Raw genomic sequence first — 17,140 nt, 5'->3', positions numbered from 1 at the left:
TTTAAATTCCCCTTAAAATGCATTTTTTGATCCAAACAATACTAAGATTGTTTTCAATATGATTTTAGTATCAAATAATAAAGATCTATCTTTTATATACTGTAAATCCAGTTCAACCATTTCCTCAAATCCCACATTACTTCGACCACTAACCTGCCAAAGTCCTGTACAACCAGGAGTTACTAACAAACGTTGTTTGTCATGAGCTGAATACTCCGCAACCTCCCTAGGAAGCGGCGGTCTTGGCCCAACCAAACTCATATCCCCTCTAAGCACATTAAACAACTGTGGCAATTCATCCACACTGGTCTTCCGAATAAACTTCCCGATCTTCGTAACCCTTGGATCATCCTTCATCTTAAACATCGCCCCAGAAACCTCATTCAGAGCCAATAATTCCTTTAATCTCTCTTCTGCATCCGAAGCCATCGAACGAAACTTATACATATAAAACTCTTTCCCATCTTTCCCAACCCTCAGTTGCTTAAAGAAAACCTTCCCTTTTGGATCCTCTAATTTGATCAATAGCGCAATGATTACAAAAAGCAGGCTTAGCACAACCAATCCACAAAATGAACCAATGATGTCTATCGCTCTCTTCATTACAAGATAACTACGAGCTGTATTTACAGATACATTCTTTTTCTTTTCCAAATACAGAGATTGATCCTTATAAAACTCAGACATCACCAAACCACCTATCTTCCCTTAATTTTTTCAGTCTACTTATCTTCTATTTATATGTATCCTTCAGATAACTAACGATAAAATATATTGATAATTACATTCTACCGTTAGTTATCTAGTAAGTTACTAAATTAGAAAATTCCTAAAAACTTCTTTCTTTGTATCCGTTCAGGAATTTCCTTCATTACATTACCATCTTCCAATAGCAATTCTGCATTCTCTTTAAAAAGATAAATATAATCCACGCCAAAATTCTCTTCTATAATATCTAGAGATTCGACCATTTTAAAACCGCGATTATGAATGTTATGGGCATCTGAAGCAATAAAATGAGTAAGATTATACTCGATCAATTGCTCTGAAAACTTTTTCACATTCTTCCCAAAATAACCAGCTACACTAGAAGCTGTCACTTGTGTTAACGCACCATTTTTTACAAACTGATAAAGAATATCCGGCTTCTCCTGCAACTCTTTATTTCTCTCTGGATGAACAATTATTGGAATAATTCCCTCTGTTTGCAGCTCATACAACAATCTTTCTGCATATCGCGGCACAGAGGAAGAAGGAAACTCAATGAAAAGGTATTTTGTATGGTTAAGTGTTAGAATCTCTTCCTTATAATAGTCTTCTATCACTTCTCCATAAATTCGTACTTCCTGGCCTGGAAGTACGGTAAGAGGAATATTTTCTTGTTTTAATACGGTGTTTAGATCATTTACTTTTGTAAGAATAGAAGATTTCAGATTATTAAACTGATTATTCTTATGATGAGGTGTAGCAATAATCGTTGTAATACCTTCATTCACAGCCGCTTTTGCCATCTTTATGCTATCTTCTATTGTCTGTGCCCCATCATCAATACCAGGTAATATATGACTGTGGATATCAATCACTTTTGCTACACCTCTCTATTTTTTTCCTAATTTTTTATTATTTTCCTAAACAATATAAAATAGTACCATCGAACTACTCATTCGTAAATAGCGAAGAATGTCGAATCCCGTCTATTAGATTGTTAATTTGTACCATAGTAATAATAATTGCCTTTTTTGTCCGCTTTTTTGTTATTTAATACGACACCCAATATTTTCCCAGTAGAAGAAGCAAGTTGCTCTTTTGTCTTTACGACAGCTTCTTTATCTGTTTTGCCGCTGCTAACTACTAAAATACTTCCATGACAAAGATTTGCCAATACTTGAGCATCTGTTACAGCTAGAACTGGGGGAGTATCGAACAAGACAATATCAAATTCTTCTAACGCCTTATCTAAGAAATGATTCATTGCTCTAGATCCTAAAAGTTCAGAAGGATTCGGAGGTACTGGGCCACTTGGAAGTACATATAAATTTTTCTCATCATACTGATGAACAGCTTCCATTAACTCCATTTGGTTCGTTAAGATAGATGTTAATCCAGCTGTGTTATTTAAATTAAACGTATAATGAACAGTTGGTTTTCGCAAATCGGCATCTACCAATAACACTGTTTTTCCTTGTTGCGCAAAAACAATTGCCAAGTTAGCTGCTGTTGTTGACTTTCCTTCTCCTGGTCCAGAAGATGTCACTAAGATAGAACGTATTTCTTCATCAATACTAGAATAAAGAATATTTGTCCGAATATTTCTATATTGCTCTGAAATAGGAGATTTCGGATCATACTTTGCAATTAATTTTCTTCGATTTAAAGCTAAGCCGCCTTTTTTTACTCTCTTACTTGCTGCCAAGTAAATCCCCCCTACCTCTTCCTTTTTGAGTCCCTCTCATTTTCGCTTCTACATTCTCATCAATAGTTGTAATTGCGCCTAATACTGGCAACTCTAGTAATTTCTCGATATCTTGCTCATTTTTCACTGTATTATCCAAGTATTCTAGTAAGAACGCTAATCCAACACCTATCATCAATCCTACTACTGCAGCAATGGCGATATTCAATGGTGGATTCGGACTGATTGGTGCTTGATTCTCTTGATCTTCTGCCAATGGTAATACTTTCACGTTATCAATAGTCATAATATTCTTAATTTCTTTTTCGAAAACTTCAGCTGTTTTATTGGCAATTTGCAGCGCAACTGTTGGGTCAGAGTCTGTAACAGAAACAGTCATTACCTGTGAACCTTGTGCACTTTCCACTGTAATTTTACTGTTCAATGTTGACACACTCATATCTAAATTTAATTCTTCTTTTACAATATTTAAGATAGCTGCACTTTTTAAAATAACACTATAGGTGCTTATTAATTGTACGTTTGCCTGTACTTCCCCTGTATTTAACGCAGCGGATGAGTCAGCTTTTGCCTGGTTTACAAGAATTTGCGTCGAAGATTTATACTCCGGTGTAATAATGAAATAACTTACTATTCCACTTACAATCATTGCAATGAGAGTAATCGATATAATAAGTGTCAATCGTTTCTTGATTGTGTCGAATAATTCTTTCAAACTGATCGTTTCTTCCATGACTTCCTCCTAAAAAAATATAAAAACCAAAAATATTATATCATATATCGTTGCATATATTGTCATTTCTTGTCATAATTTTAAGTGAATTGTTTTTACGTGTTTTACTATACCAATTAATTTACATATTTGATATATATTTTTTAAAATAGGGATAACTTTCCTATCTATTGTACGATTATGGTAGATTAATAACCGATTATACTTACTTTTGGGAGGTTTCAATGAAAGCTACTATTCTATCCATCCTATCCATCATTCTTGTGGTCATTCTCGTAATTGGGAATATTCACTGGAATATTCGCTCAGAAAGTCCTCTATCTACTATTCATCCTACTGAAGGTGCAAATACGGAAGTAGAAAACAAAGAGCAGTACTTTAGTCTCGATTACTATATGAGCTTTGCCAAATCATGGCCAGATGGTGCCCAGCAAGTATTGGAGGAAAAATTAACAGATAAACAATCCTTTCATATTTTGTTGGTTGGCTCTGATGCAATCGGTGATCAAGAGCTTGGATTAGTTACACCATTACAGGAAGCATTAGCTAGTAAATACGATAAATATGTAACAGTTGAAAGCATAACTTATGATGAAACTTCATCCGATTATGTAAATGATAACGAATATGAATCTCTTATCTCTAAGAAACCAGATATGGTTATCCTAGAGCCATTCCTATTGAATGATAATGGCGTAGTTGATATTTCTACCACATTAATGAATCTTAATCAGGTGATTAAGGAAACAAAAGATGAGCTTCCAAATGTTACATTCATTATGATGCCTGCACACCAACTGTACAATGCAGCTCTTTATCCTATGCAAGTGAGAGATTTACAGAAGTATGCTGAATCAAAAGATATTCCTTACTGGAATCACTGGGAAGCCTGGCCTGATAGCAAAGATCCTAAAGTTCAAGATTATTACAATACTGAAGGAGATAAGTCAAAAGCGAATGAGCAAGGTTTTGAACTTTGGAGCAACTATTTAGCGAAAAAGCTTATTTCTGAATAAAAACTTATTTAACTAAGCGAGGAGTTCTCGCTTTTTTCTTTTTATCTGTTCTATATAACGTACGATTATGTTATCATATTTTCTGAATATTTGTAAATAACGCTTTTTGTTTCATTTAAAATGTAAGCGTTACCTAGTTTCTTCTATTATATATAGGAAGTTTTTTCAATTTGTAATAAGGAAGACAGGTGGTTAATTTTAGTATCACCTTTTTTATTAACAATCATATATGGTTAACTCTATAAACATACCGTTTATCTCTATGTTTGAATAAGAGTATTTATACGGAGGAAATATAATTAATGTGTTTAGTTTTTGTTCATTCTTATTTTTGGTATATGTTATTTATCATTGTTCCTCTAACATTAGGCAGTTTTCCATCACACTAAAATTTTTTCTATGATTAAAACTTCCTCGTTATATTACATTTTATTTACTCTTTAGTAGATAGGCTAGAGCCCATGGCTTCCTATGCTATAATGATGGGCGAGGTGAATTTTTAAATGGGTAATTTACAAGTATGGTCACAATGGGAGCGATTTATAGCTGCTTTTGAGCGGTTTAACTGGATTGATTTAGGTATCGCCTTATTAATCTTTCTTGTATTCTTAGGATTTCGAAAGCTATTTACGATGTATATTTATAAATTAGTGTTAGCGATGGTGAAGAAATTACCGGTAGATACTGTTTCCAAAATATTGCTGGCGTATGAAAAGCCATTGCGCTGGTTCTGGGTCATTATTGGAACATATTTGGCTTTGACTTATTTACCATTTCCGATTACAACCTTCCACTTTGTGCAACAAATCTATAAGTCGTTTATTATCGGTTTAATTGGCTGGGGAATTTTTAATTATTTTTCTGATCAATCGAATCCGTTTGAACGAATGATTTCTCGAACAAAGTTAGATTCTGATAGTATGCTGATTCCATTCTTAGGAAGAGTTTTTCGTATGCTTGTCGTTATCTTTACGGTTGTCAGCATTTTGGATACTTGGGATATTCAAATTGGTGCCTTTGTTGCTGGTCTCGGGGTTGCGGGTCTTGCCTTTTCCTTAGCTGCACAGGACACTGTTGCTAACTTCTTTGGCGGTGTCGTGATTATTACGGAAAAGCCTTTTTCTAAAGGGGACTGGATTCAAACTCCTTCTGTAGAAGGAACGGTTGAGGATATTTCCTTCCGCAGTACGCAAGTTCGAACTTTTTCCGACACCATTGTAACGGTTCCAAACTCGAAGCTTTCGAATGAGGCGATTACAAACTGGTCAAAAATGTCGAAGCGACGCATTGACTATGAACTAGCTATATCCTATCGAACGCCAAATGAAAAGCTGAAAACTGCTTTAAAAGAAATAGATGAAATGTTGCGTAAACACCCAGGTGTACATCCAGATACAATTATGGTTCGTTTTACCGATTTCCGCGATTATTCGCTAGGAATCTTTGTCTACTTCTTCACTAAGACAACTATCTGGGCGGAATACTTAGTCGTTAAAGAAGAAACAAATCTACAAATACTTAGTATCTTAGAGAAACATGGTATTGAAATAGCGTTACCTAGTCAGCAGATTTATTTGCCGGAGAAAGAGGACGGGAAGAAATTGCTGGCTGGTGAGTGAGTTTATTAGGTGCATTAAAGGTGAAAAAGAGAAGGCGCGGTTGTGAAACTGCGCCTTCTCTTTATTTAGTTTGGCTGATATATTTATAGGTTGGCTGATTTCTTTGCTGCTTTGGCTGATATTTCTATTGTTTGGCTGATTTCTTTGCTGCTTTGGCTGATATTTCTATTGTTTGGCTGATTTCTTTGCTGTTTTGGCTGATATATTTATTGTTTGGCTGATTTCTTTGTTGTTTTGGCTGATATATTTATTGTTTTGCTCATTTTCATGTTTTTTCCGCTAATTTCTCCTCTGCTTTCATTAATCACTCCATTAATTCTAGCTAATCCACCACTGTGCTTTGTTGTTTTTTCTGAGAAACCCATTTAATACTTTTTTCCGTTTATCTTTAAGGACAATATAAATTCCAGCATAAGAGAATTCGAATTGGAGAATGTTACAGGCATTTTAAACGTTAACGAAAATTAGTTTATTTCTAAAGAATAATTCAAAACAATACTGCGCATTATGAAAGAAAAAGGAAATTTTATGATTGGACTATTAATAGCAATTTTCGTATTTAACCTGGTAAGTTTTAAAGTAAATAAATTGCTTAATAAGAAGCAAGTGGCTCATATCTGGATGTTTACAGTTGCTTTTCAGGTCGTTGTTGATCAGTATGTGGATTTGAAGTATGAAGGTTACTATTATTTTTCAAAGAGTATTGATATTGCGGCTGTTCTTCCTATTACGGTTTTAGTACCGCCGGTTAATATCGTATTTTTAAATTGGTATCCTTTTGATACTTCTGTAAAAAGAAAAATAATTTACATATTATTATGGGTAATCTTTATGCTTCTTTATGAAGCTTTAGCATTGTTACCTGAACCATGGGGTTATTTTAATTATGGTTGGTGGGAGTTTTGGCATTCTGCAATAGCAGATCCTATTCTTCTTTACATTTTATTAAAATATTATCAATGGTTTGTTAAGTAGCTTAAAGGATATAAAAATCCAATCTAAAAGGTGACAATATGAACAAGATGTTAATAGTCTTTTTGCTAGTATCTTACTTAGTAATTGGAGTTATTTTTTTACTTATGCCCAAAAGATTAACAAAGCAAGAGATCTATATTACTTGGTTCGTCGTAACAGTACAGACACTAATTGCAGATATTTTTTTTGGCGAAATTCTGGATTTATATGACTTAATAATAGCAGATGGCGATTTATTAATCGATTTAATCATCCAAATATCATTGCCAGCTTTTTTTGGCATTTTATATATGAATTTTATGCCTAGAGAAAGAAACAAATTTATTCTCTATTTTGTTTTTTGGGTCGCTTTTTCAGTAGCATACGAGACCTTAGCTGTTTTTGTTGGATATATACATTATAAGGGCTGGAACTTTTGGTATACTACTTTATTTTATATGTATGCCTGCCTCTTTATGCGCTGGCACTATTGGTTCATACGAAAAGCGATTAAGAGTGATTCTATATCATAGATTGTATACTATTATGAAAGCGCTCAAAATAATGGGGTGCTTTTTATGATTTTAGGAAAGGATAAACAGGTAAAAGACACTATAGATCGGAGTAAAAAGGATGTTATTTCTTTTCGTCACAGTTATCATTTTCAACCTAATTGCTTATTTAATTCCTAAACGTATCAGTCCAATGGTTCTATTGGCTACAACATTGTTTGCCATGTATTTACAACTTATAACAGATGTTTATTTAGGCTTAAAATATCACCTATAAAGATATTTCGATAAGGGTGTTAATTGGTCTACTTTGATCTATGCTTTTGGTATATATCCAGCCATTAACGTAGTATTTTTAAATTACTATCCTTATGGGAAAAATATATATAAACATGCTATCTACATTTTGGGTTGGAGCATATTAGCAATGGGCTATGAAACGCTTTTCATTTGGACTGGAACATTTTATTTAAACGGTTGGAAACAGTATTATTCTGTGATCGTTTATCCCATTCTTTATATTATTCTAATGGTGTTTCATAAGATCGCAGTAAAATTTATTAAACAGAGTTAGGGAAAAAGAATTATTTTGTATTTATGACTCTTTTAGCGAAAATAACCATCTCTAGTTGACTCTCCCCTAACAGGAGAGATTACACTTAATATTTGTAGCTAACTACTCAAGGAGATGGCAAATTATGTTGAAACAAAATATTACTTTATCTATCTTACTTATCAATCTATTCATTGCCTTTCTGGGCATTGGTCTTGTTATTCCTGTTACTCCTTCGATTATGAATGAGTTAAATCTTTCCGGTGCTGTTGTTGGTTATATGGTGGCGGCTTTCGCGATTGCCCAGCTGATTGTCTCTCCTATTGCTGGACGCTGGGCAGACCAGTATGGAAGAAAGCGAATGATTGTAATCGGGTTGTTTATATTTGGGGCATCTGAAATATTATTCGGGGTTGGAAAAACAGTCAGTGTTCTGTTTATCTCGCGGATGCTTGGCGGGATTAGTGCGGCGTTTATTATGCCTGCTGTTACTGCCTTTATTGCCGACATTACTACATTGGATGCTAGACCTAAGGCACTTGGCTATATGTCTGCTGCTATTTCCACTGGATTTATTATTGGTCCTGGGATTGGTGGATTTTTAGCGGAAATCGGGACTCGTATGCCTTTTTATTTTGCCGGTATTTTAGGTTTTGTTGCTGCTATCCTCTCTTTCTTTGCTTTAAAAGAACCAGAGCAGCGGTCCGAGGAAAAATCAACGAAAGAAGAAAAGGTCGGCTGGCAGCGGATTTTTGCACCGATGTATTTTATTTCTTTTCTAATTATCTTTATTTCATCGTTTGGTTTATCTTCGTTTGAATCATTATTCTCATTATTTGTTGATCATAAATTTGGATTTACGCCGAAGGATATTGCGATTATCATAACAGGTGGGGCAACCGTTGGTGTTATTGCACAAGTAGCTTTATTTGAAAAGCTTACAAAGTGGATGGGCGAAATTCTTTTAATTCGCTACAGTCTTATCTTTTCGACGGTTCTCGTATTAATTTTAACAGTAGTGCACGCTTATTTTCTGATTCTGTTTGTTACGATTATTGTTTTCGTAGGGTTTGATTTAATGAGACCTGCCGTTACTACGTATCTTTCAAAAATTGCTGGAAACGAACAAGGCTTTGTCGGCGGGATGAATTCGATGTTCACAAGCATCGGCAATGTATTCGGTCCGATTATCGGGGGGATATTATTCGATATCGATTTAAATTATCCTTTCTACTTCGCCTCTGTCTTTTTAGCAATTGGAATTGCCTTGACACTTGTTTGGAAACAGCGGTCATTAGCTAATAATTAGTTTGGATGGAGTTGAATAAAATGGAAGAGAAGCTTTACTCCATTGGGGAAGTATCGAAAGTAGCCAATATTACCATTAAAGCACTTCGCCATTATGATAAGATTGGCTTATTTAAGCCAGCTTATGTCGATCCGAAAACCAAATATCGCTACTATCGAGATTCCCAATTATATCGCCTAGATATCATAAAATCACTGATTTCTATCGGCACTCCGCTTAGTCAAATTAAAGAAATTCAAGAGACCGATAACTTGGATTTCGTCGCTTTTTTGAAAAAACAAGAAGACTTGATAACCGAAAAAATAGCTTCTTTACTAGAGACGCAACAATCCATTAGAGAGATCCGAGAGGAATTGCAAAGACAGGAATATCCGTTTGGAGAAATTATTGTGATGGAAAAAGAAGAGCAGCCCATTATTCAAACAAAAGTAAAAAATATTGGGCCGGCGACAATCCTAAATCCTTCCTATAGCAACCTAAAGAAAGCCACAAAAGAAGAATTCCGCAACAATGGGTATGGCTCGATTATTCCTTTCGGACACTATGAAAAAGTAGAAAATATTTCTTATAGTTACCTTTATACACCCGCCCCATTGCGAAAACAGATTTCCAGTCTTTCCAGCGAAGCGGAGCGAGCGATTATCCCTAAGGGGAAATATGTAAGCATCAAAGTAAAATCAAATACGTTCAAAGAATACTTTCAGACATTGCAAAAGTTAATTACCTACATCGAGGAGCAAAAATTGACGGTGAAAAGCGACATTTATGAAACATTCTCGATAGGACTTTATCATAAGAATGAGGAGTATATTAGCGAATTTAGCGTGCGGGTTGCTGAGGCTGACTGAAGGTGAAAATAGGATGGGGTAAGTGCTAGGATTAAGTCCGTATAATTGTGCAAAAAGAAAAGAGTCAAATTAATTCCCTTTTGGCAACAATGTTTATCAGCGACGAAAAACAAGTTAGAGGAATCAATTATAACTCATTTACAGTTTACCCAAGATATTTACCTTTTAAAAGAATTTGTTATGAACTCTAATATTAAATCGGTTATTAAATCTTTCATCGTTTTCGTACTTAATAAGATTATGAAGAAAGAACTTGATCATTAACCATCAGCCCTTAATTTAATGGCACTCGGGCACTAATCCGAGCAAGAAAACAATAAATTTAAAACATCTCACCATAAAAAAGTTAGGTCTCGGACCCGACTTTTTCTTTTACTGCTTATTTTCCTTTGGCAAAAATAGCACTTCAAAATCTTCTAAGTCCTCGATACCATCCGATTCCATTTTTTTCAAAAGTTGCTACCAATAACCTTATCCCTTCTTCCACCTTTGCTTGCTCGCTTGGTTGTAAATTTTCTAATACCGATCCCATTATTTGCTGGATTGGCTTTGGGGCTGTTTCTTCGATTATCTTAACCATTTTTTCTGTTAACATAATCTGAACAGATCGCTTGTCTTTGGACCACTGGGGTCAGGATTCTTAGCCTTTTTTTGTGGAGCATTGGTTCCCTGATTAGAAGCAAGAATTGGGCTGTATGATGTGGATGGCTCTTTGGCATTGGTTTATATTTTTAATGTATGATGTGGAAGCTTTTTGTTAACTCTTGTTTGTTTTACTTGGTTTTTGGCGATGGATTACTTGAATGGACCAAAGTTAGGGGATTATCAGCCTAAGTTATGGCTTTATCAGCCAATGTTGCGGCGGTGGCAGCCATTCATTGGCACCCATGTGATGTCTACCACTAGAATAAGACGGAACAATGATATAATATATATGATCTCTAATAAGGAAAGGAGCGCCGAAAGACATGGAATGGAGTGAGGTTCGCAAATTATATCCAAATCAGTATGTCAAACTTAGCATCCTTGAGTTTCACATAGAAGATAATAAAAAAATTGTAACGGATGTCGCATTGATTAATATTATTGAAGATTCTAAATTGGCTACAAAAGAGTTACTTAAATCTAAAGGGAATACCATTGTTTATCATACAGGTTCTGAAAAAATTGTTATTGAATTGAGAACTCCAAGTGGCTTAAGAGGTATGAGATTATGAAGTTAGAATTAGTGAATTGTTTACTTGAAGTGGAAATGACGATTTCTTATAAAGGAAAAACGAAAGTAATAGATAAGCTTATTATTGATACAGGTGCAGCTCATACTCTTATCTCATCCGATATTGTCTTTGACCTTGGTATCTACTTTGAAAATGGAGATCCTTTAGTCAGTGCATACGGTATTGGCGGTGAAGAATATTCTTTTCGAAAACTAGTTAATTTTATAAAAATAGGTACACATGAAATACATGAAATGAAGTTGGATTTTGGAAATTTAGATGACTGGGAGATCAATGGTCTCATAGGGCTTGATATCCTAATGAATGGAAAATTCCTCATTGATTTAGAGAAATTAGAATTACGAATTCCATAGAAGAGTTGCAGATAAAATCGGACAAAAGATCGGTTCATTTAGCCAAATTTATTTTACGATAATTAGGTTACCCTTCCATTTTTGAAGGTGAAAATAATTTAATTTTAAGTGCTACTCTAATTAGGAATCACAAGAACAAAAGAGGTCTTATTCTTAATTTGGAGTACAGAACGGTTTAATAAAAATGGAGAACATAAAAGAGGAATAAAATCTGATTTCTTAAGTAATACGTATTGGCATTTTATTAGAAATACAGTGGAACTATAGACCATATTTAGATACTGCAAGAATGATTACGCATAGCAGATTAAAGGAGATTATACATTAATACCTTATCTCTATTTATTTTTTCCCGCATTTTCATCGGACTGATTAGCTCATCTTTACTAAAAGCATTTGGTTCTTATATTAGCAGGTTATACTATTTCTATCCTTCGTATAATGGTGATTTTTAGCAGGCATAAAAAAAGTCAGGTCTCGGACCCGACTTTTTCTTTTACTGCTTATTTTCCTTTGGCAAAAATAGCACTTCGAAATCTTCTAAGTCATCGATACCATCTGCTTCCATCTTCTTCCCAACAGCTGCTACCAATAACCTCATTCCTTCTTCTACCTTTGCTTGCTCGCTTGGTTGTAAATTTTCTAATACCGATCCCATTATTTGCTGGATTGGCTTTGGGGCTGTTTCTTCGATTATCTTAACCATTTTTTCTGTTAACATAATCTGAACAGATCGCTTGTCTTTCGGATTCGGTTTCTTAATGAGCAACCCTTTTTCTGTTAGTCGTTCCACGATATCTGAAACAGTACTTTGCGTCATACGCAGATTTTGGGTAAGCTGCTTTACGCTAATTTTTTTATTAATAAAGACTTCGAGCATTACTCGGGCTTGGGGAGCAGTCACACCATGTCCTTCTGCATGCCTCTGCAGGCTCTTCATTATAAATCGATTCAAGAAGTCGATCGATTCCCAAATGTACGTGGCCCTATCTAACATTTTTTACCCCCTTCTGTAAAAATCAATTGATCCTTACTTTGAAGAAAAACTCGCTAACCTTCTGCGAGTCTTTCTTTTATTTATGAAAAAATTTTTACGATGCTTCTTCAAACTGGCTATTATAAAGCTCTGCATAGAATCCATTCTTCTCCATTAACTCCTGATGTGTTCCTGCTTCGACAATATCGCCCTCTTTCATCACGAGAATTAAGTCAGCATTTTTGATCGTTGAAAGTCTATGTGCAATGACAAAGGAAGTTTTTCCTTCCGTCAGCTTATCCATCGCTGTTTGAATCAGTAATTCCGTACGCGTATCTACGGAGCTAGTTGCTTCATCTAAAATAAGTAATGGCGCCATTTTCACCATAGCACGTGCGATGGTGATAAGCTGTTTTTGACCTGCTGATAAGCTCGTCTTGTCATCCAAGATCGTATCATAGCCGTTCGGTAATGTTTGAATGAAGTGATGTAATCCAACTGCTTGGCAGGCAGCTTCCACTTCTTCATCGGATACCCCTTCTCTTGAATAGACGATATTGTCGCGGATAGAACCTTCAAATATCCACGTATCTTGGAGCACCATACAGAAAAGATCGTGTAAAGCCTCTCTTGTCATTTCGTTTGTTGGGATACCATCAATCGTTATCTCGCCATCATTTATTTCATAAAAACGCATAAGCAAATTAATTAACGTTGTTTTTCCCGCTCCAGTCGGTCCTACAATTGCGACTTTCTGTCCAGCATTTACGCGTACAGAGAAATCTTGAATAACCGTTTTATCTTCGCTATAGCCAAAACGTACATGCTTAAATTCTACATCGCCTTTGACATTCGTAAGTTTTTCTTTCTTCTCGTCTTCAGTTGCCAATTCTTCTTCTGATAAGAATTCAAAAACACGTCCACTTGCTGCCGCTGTTGACTGTAGATTTGTCGCTGCTTGTGCAATTTGCTGAAGTGGCTGTGTGAATAAGCGAATATACAACATAAAGGCAACAATTACACCAAATGAAATATTGCCGTTAACTGCAAGCGTTGCACCGACAATACAGACAACTACATAGCCGAAGTTCCCAATAAACATCATTAGTGGCATCATCAGCCCTGACATAAATTGTGATTTCCACGCACTCTCATATAGTCGTGTATTGATGGCAGAAAAGGCATCCTTCGCCTGTTGCTCTCCATTATATGCTTTCACTACATTATGGCCAGAGTAGATTTCCTCAATATGACCATTTAGTTTTCCAAGCTCTTGTTGCTGTTGAGCGAAGTACTTTTGTGATTTCGAAATGATAAAAAACATAAACGCAAACCCAATGAAGGTGGATAGAATAGCTGAAATAGCCATAATCCAGTTTGTATAGAACATCATGATTAAGGAACCTACGAACATCGTAACAGCAGTGATTAAGCTACTAATACTTTGGTTCATCGTCTGTCCAACCATATCGACATCATTTGTGACCCGACTAAGCACATCACCTGTTGTTGTATTATCAAAATATCTTAACGGCAAACGATTGATTTTTACTGAAATATCTCTTCTTAATTGTTTAGAAATTCTTTGTGTCACAGTTGCCATAATATAGCCTTGCACATAGTTAAAAATAAATCCTAAACCATATAGAAAAACCAAAAGAATGGCTACATCATAGACAGCATCAAGATCAATTTCTCCCATCAACCCTGCTGTAATATAATCCGTCATTTTGCTAAGCTGATCAGGACCAATAATACTAAAGATCGCCGCTGCCATGGCAAGGATTAATGCAAAGATAATGATGGGGAAATAGGCCTTACAGTAGACAGCCAGTTCCTTTAAACTTGAAAAATTCATGCCTTTCGCACCTGGAGGGATCGATTTGGCTGGTTGTTTACCCAACTCGTCTGTTTGGGGTTGATTTCGTTTATTTTTGGCTTCTTTTGCATCCGTTTTTTTACCCAATTTCGAGTTCCTCCTTTGATAATTGTGATAAGGCAATTTCTTGATATACCTCACAAGTTGTCATCAGCTCATCATGTGTTCCCATTCCAACTACTTCGCCTTTATCTAATACAAGAATTCGGTCAGCATCTTTAATGGTTCCAATGCGCTGTGCAACTATAATGTTAGTGGCATCGTTTATTTCCTCTTTTAGCTTGGAACGTAGAACACGGTCTGTTTTATAGTCCAATGCGGAAAAGGAATCATCATATAAATAGATTTCCGGATTTTTATAAATAGCACGCGCAATCGATAATCTCTGTTTCTGTCCACCAGAAAGATTTGTTCCACCTTGTGAGATCGTTGCATCATATTGCTGATCCATTTTTTCAATAAAATCCTTCCCTTGAGCAATTTCAACTGCTCGTTGGATGTTCGATTGTTCTACAGATTGCTTAGATTCTTCCCCAAGCGTGACATTGGAAGAAACAGAACCACTGAACATAACTGCTTTTTGCGATACATAACCAATTTTATCTCGTAATGCTTCTAGCTTGTAATCTTTTACATTAAGACCATCAACGAGAATCTCGCCGTCCGTTGCTTCCATAAAGCGTGGTATCAGGTTCAGCAAGGTACTTTTTCCGCTACCAGTAGAACCGATAATCGCTACCGTTTCTCCTTTGGAAGCAGTAAAGCTGATATCTCGAAGAATATAATCACTTGCACCAGGATACTTAAAGCTAACTTGGCGGAATTCAATCTCTCCGATCTTATCTCCAGCCGTTTTCGTACCACTCTTTATTTTCACATCTGTATTTAGCACTTCGTTGATTCGCTTAATCGATACTGCAGCACGAGGAAGCAGCACAAATGTAATGGAAACCATCATAAAGGCCATGATGATTTGCATTGCATAGGAAGAGAAGACAACCATATCCGAGAATATTGGCAAGCGATCTGGCATGGCTGCATTATTAATTAACACAGCACCAATCCAATAGATGGCAAGCGTCATTCCTGACATAATGAGGGAAATGGTTGGCATCATCAAAGCCATGATTCTTGTAGTGAATAAATTCGTATCAGTTAGTTCCTTATTCGCTTTCTCAAACTTATTTTCATGATAGTTGGATGCATTATAAGCATGAGCAACACGAATCCCACTTAAATGCTCTCTTGTTACCATATTAAGATTATCCGTTAATTTCTGGATAATTTTAAATTTAGGAAGGGCAACGATAACAATCGTAGCTATTAACACTAATAGTACTGCAATTGCCACACCAGTAGCAGCGGTCCATTCCCAACTCTTTCCGGTAATTTTCAAGATCCCCCAAACCGCAATAATTGGAGCCTTGATGACAATTTGCAAGCTTAAGATAATCAACATTTGCACTTGTATAATGTCATTTGTAGAACGAGTAATTAAACTAGCCGTAGAAAAACCAGAAAGTTCTTCCATTGAAAAAGATAATGTTTTATCAAAGACTTTTTTACGCAGACGGTTAGAAAAACCAGCAGCAACTTTTGCGGCAAAGAAAACCGTGATAATGGAAGCCACCATACTTCCCACCGCACAAAGGATCATAAATCCACCTTGTGTTAAAACGTCACTTAGCTCACTTCCCTCTGTCTGTACAAGTCTAGTTATTTCAGCCATATAATCCGGAAGCTTCAAATCAAGCCATACTTGTAAAATAATAAAGACTAATGCACATGAAATGAACATCCAGTCCTTTTTTTGAAAGTTTTTAAAAATGTTTAACATGAATCCATTCCTCCTCCTGCAGCCAAAAATCCTACCGGTTGCAGTTCTTGTTTGACCTGTTGCTTTCATTGTGTTCGAACTAATGGATTCTTATTCTATAAAAGGATCCATGTGTTGCTTAGTTTCTGAAAATTAAAATACATCGAACAAGATACATCGTATCCGATATATCGTATGCGATTATATTAATGATTTTATTGATCATTGTCAAACAAAAACATTTACCATGTTTGGAAGGAGGTGCAAAAATAAACAGCCCCCTGATTTAGGGACTGTCATTAGCTTATTTAATGATCTCTTGTAATCTACTCTTAAAGCTATTGTATACATATGCCCAAATAGCTGGGTCCGTGCGATACTTCTTTTGTAACTGGGTATAAAACTCTTTTTGCTTTTCATCAAATGTTGGATCCTCTTTTGCTGGAAGCTTAGCGCGACCCTCTGTTACCATTGCTTGTACTTCTGGTGCACGTGGTCCCCATTTACCAATTAGTTCCCCTTGTTCATTCAAAATAAGCACCATTGGAATTGCTCTGCCGCCGTTTGTCAAATGACGATCAATTAAATCCGTATCCGCATCTCGTAATGCTACATGCATTGGTAGACCAGCAGCTTCGACTACTTTGCGGAGAACAGGATTAATCACCATCGCATCACCACACCAATCTTCTGTAATTGTTAAGAAGTGCAATTTATGCTGCTTTAATTCCTCCACAAATCCATCTTGTGGTAAGGTGAAGTTATCATATACTTCATAACTTTCCTCTTTTAATGTACTCATATTCTCCATATATACTTGAATCGTTGAACCTTCTTCAAAATATTGTTGTTCCGTTTTCATTTATGTACACACTCCTTTTTTTGTAAGCCTTCTCTATTATTTTACTATTTATCTGCTTT

The 17,140-nt window shown here is 35.7% G+C and carries 20 protein-coding genes; 10 read left to right on the top strand and 10 right to left on the bottom strand.

Annotated elements, in window-relative coordinates:
- Window positions 1-12: 12 nt before the first annotated feature.
- The 4 genes from NST60_RS13860 to NST60_RS13845 all read right to left on the bottom strand — a co-directional run bounded on the left by NST60_RS13860 (window position 13) and on the right by NST60_RS13845 (window position 3,146).
- Complete coding sequence (locus tag NST60_RS13860) at window positions 13-687, bottom strand: sugar transferase (protein ID WP_341099031.1); 675 nt, start codon at window positions 685-687, stop codon at window positions 13-15.
- Window positions 688-818: 131 nt separating this feature from the next.
- Window positions 819-1,583: a tyrosine-protein phosphatase gene (locus tag NST60_RS13855; RefSeq protein WP_341099029.1), complete on the bottom strand. Its 765-nt coding sequence runs from the start codon at window positions 1,581-1,583 to the stop codon at window positions 819-821.
- A gap of 122 nt (window positions 1,584-1,705) precedes the next feature.
- Window positions 1,706-2,413, bottom strand: a complete 708-nt coding sequence (locus tag NST60_RS13850) for a CpsD/CapB family tyrosine-protein kinase (protein ID WP_341099027.1) — start codon at window positions 2,411-2,413, stop codon at window positions 1,706-1,708.
- Window positions 2,400-3,146 carry a YveK family protein gene (locus NST60_RS13845; protein WP_341099026.1) on the bottom strand — a complete coding sequence of 249 codons (747 nt, stop codon included), beginning with the start codon at window positions 3,144-3,146 and terminating at the stop codon, window positions 2,400-2,402. The genes NST60_RS13850 and NST60_RS13845 overlap by 14 nt, the downstream gene beginning before the upstream one ends.
- Window positions 3,147-3,370: 224 nt before the next feature.
- On the opposite strand from NST60_RS13845, the gene NST60_RS13840 reads away from it, so the two are divergent.
- The gene (locus NST60_RS13840) at window positions 3,371-4,162 is read left to right on the top strand and encodes a hypothetical protein (protein ID WP_169189335.1); all 792 of its coding nucleotides are present in this window, start codon (window positions 3,371-3,373) and stop codon (window positions 4,160-4,162) included.
- Window positions 4,163-4,665: 503 nt separating this feature from the next.
- Window positions 4,666-5,781: a mechanosensitive ion channel family protein gene (locus NST60_RS13835; protein ID WP_341099025.1), complete on the top strand. Its 1,116-nt coding sequence runs from the start codon at window positions 4,666-4,668 to the stop codon at window positions 5,779-5,781.
- 206 nt (window positions 5,782-5,987) lie between these two features.
- Here the strand turns inward: NST60_RS13835 and NST60_RS13830 are convergent, their stop codons facing one another.
- On the bottom strand, window positions 5,988-6,146 hold the full coding sequence (locus NST60_RS13830; protein WP_341099024.1) for a hypothetical protein: 159 nt from the start codon (window positions 6,144-6,146) through the stop codon (window positions 5,988-5,990).
- Window positions 6,147-6,309: 163 nt separating this feature from the next.
- Between NST60_RS13830 and NST60_RS13825 the strand changes: the two genes are divergently transcribed.
- From NST60_RS13825 to NST60_RS13800, 6 genes are all read left to right on the top strand, one after another.
- Window positions 6,310-6,756 (top strand): hypothetical protein, encoded by a 447-nt coding sequence (locus NST60_RS13825; protein ID WP_341099020.1) that lies wholly within the window; start codon window positions 6,310-6,312, stop codon window positions 6,754-6,756.
- 38 nt (window positions 6,757-6,794) lie between these two features.
- Complete coding sequence (locus tag NST60_RS13820; RefSeq protein WP_341099019.1) at window positions 6,795-7,268, top strand: hypothetical protein; 474 nt, start codon at window positions 6,795-6,797, stop codon at window positions 7,266-7,268.
- Between the two features lie 100 nt (window positions 7,269-7,368).
- Entirely contained in the window at window positions 7,369-7,524 is a 156-nt protein-coding gene (locus NST60_RS13815; protein WP_236681243.1) for a hypothetical protein, read from the top strand.
- 33 nt (window positions 7,525-7,557) lie between these two features.
- The gene (locus tag NST60_RS13810; protein ID WP_016203299.1) at window positions 7,558-7,821 is read left to right on the top strand and encodes a CBO0543 family protein; all 264 of its coding nucleotides are present in this window, start codon (window positions 7,558-7,560) and stop codon (window positions 7,819-7,821) included.
- 124 nt (window positions 7,822-7,945) lie between these two features.
- On the top strand, window positions 7,946-9,109 hold the full coding sequence (locus NST60_RS13805) for an MFS transporter (protein ID WP_016203300.1): 1,164 nt from the start codon (window positions 7,946-7,948) through the stop codon (window positions 9,107-9,109).
- Between the two features lie 20 nt (window positions 9,110-9,129).
- Window positions 9,130-9,957 carry a MerR family transcriptional regulator gene (locus tag NST60_RS13800; protein WP_341099016.1) on the top strand — a complete coding sequence of 276 codons (828 nt, stop codon included), beginning with the start codon at window positions 9,130-9,132 and terminating at the stop codon, window positions 9,955-9,957.
- A gap of 406 nt (window positions 9,958-10,363) precedes the next feature.
- On the opposite strand, the gene NST60_RS13795 is transcribed toward NST60_RS13800, so the two are convergent.
- Complete coding sequence (locus NST60_RS13795; RefSeq protein WP_101729787.1) at window positions 10,364-10,552, bottom strand: hypothetical protein; 189 nt, start codon at window positions 10,550-10,552, stop codon at window positions 10,364-10,366.
- A 373-nt stretch (window positions 10,553-10,925) separates the two neighbouring features.
- Here NST60_RS13795 and NST60_RS13790 point away from each other — a divergent pair, with 373 nt between their 5' ends.
- Together NST60_RS13790 and NST60_RS13785 are read left to right on the top strand one after the other, a co-directional pair.
- Entirely contained in the window at window positions 10,926-11,174 is a 249-nt protein-coding gene (locus NST60_RS13790) for a hypothetical protein (RefSeq protein WP_016203303.1), read from the top strand.
- A complete protein-coding gene (locus NST60_RS13785) occupies window positions 11,171-11,548 on the top strand; it encodes a retropepsin-like aspartic protease (RefSeq protein ID WP_212120821.1) in 378 nt (125 codons plus the stop codon). Before NST60_RS13790 ends, NST60_RS13785 begins: the two co-directional genes overlap by 4 nt.
- A 496-nt stretch (window positions 11,549-12,044) precedes the next feature.
- On the opposite strand, the gene NST60_RS13780 is transcribed toward NST60_RS13785, so the two are convergent.
- From NST60_RS13780 to NST60_RS13765, 4 genes are all read right to left on the bottom strand, one after another.
- Entirely contained in the window at window positions 12,045-12,545 is a 501-nt protein-coding gene (locus NST60_RS13780) for a MarR family winged helix-turn-helix transcriptional regulator (protein WP_016203305.1), read from the bottom strand.
- Between the two features lie 94 nt (window positions 12,546-12,639).
- Window positions 12,640-14,490 (bottom strand): ABC transporter ATP-binding protein, encoded by a 1,851-nt coding sequence (locus NST60_RS13775; RefSeq protein ID WP_407939844.1) that lies wholly within the window; start codon window positions 14,488-14,490, stop codon window positions 12,640-12,642.
- Complete coding sequence (locus NST60_RS13770; protein ID WP_169189340.1) at window positions 14,483-16,240, bottom strand: ABC transporter ATP-binding protein; 1,758 nt, start codon at window positions 16,238-16,240, stop codon at window positions 14,483-14,485. The genes NST60_RS13775 and NST60_RS13770 overlap by 8 nt, the downstream gene beginning before the upstream one ends.
- A gap of 283 nt (window positions 16,241-16,523) precedes the next feature.
- Complete coding sequence (locus NST60_RS13765) at window positions 16,524-17,081, bottom strand: thioredoxin family protein (RefSeq protein ID WP_341099012.1); 558 nt, start codon at window positions 17,079-17,081, stop codon at window positions 16,524-16,526.
- Between the last annotated feature and the right edge of the window lie 59 nt (window positions 17,082-17,140).

It is taken from the genome of Niallia sp. FSL W8-1348, assembly GCF_038006745.1.
Classification (GTDB): domain Bacteria; phylum Bacillota; class Bacilli; order Bacillales; family Cytobacillaceae; genus Niallia; species Niallia alba.
This window is presented reverse-complemented; position numbering and strand designations above follow the sequence as displayed.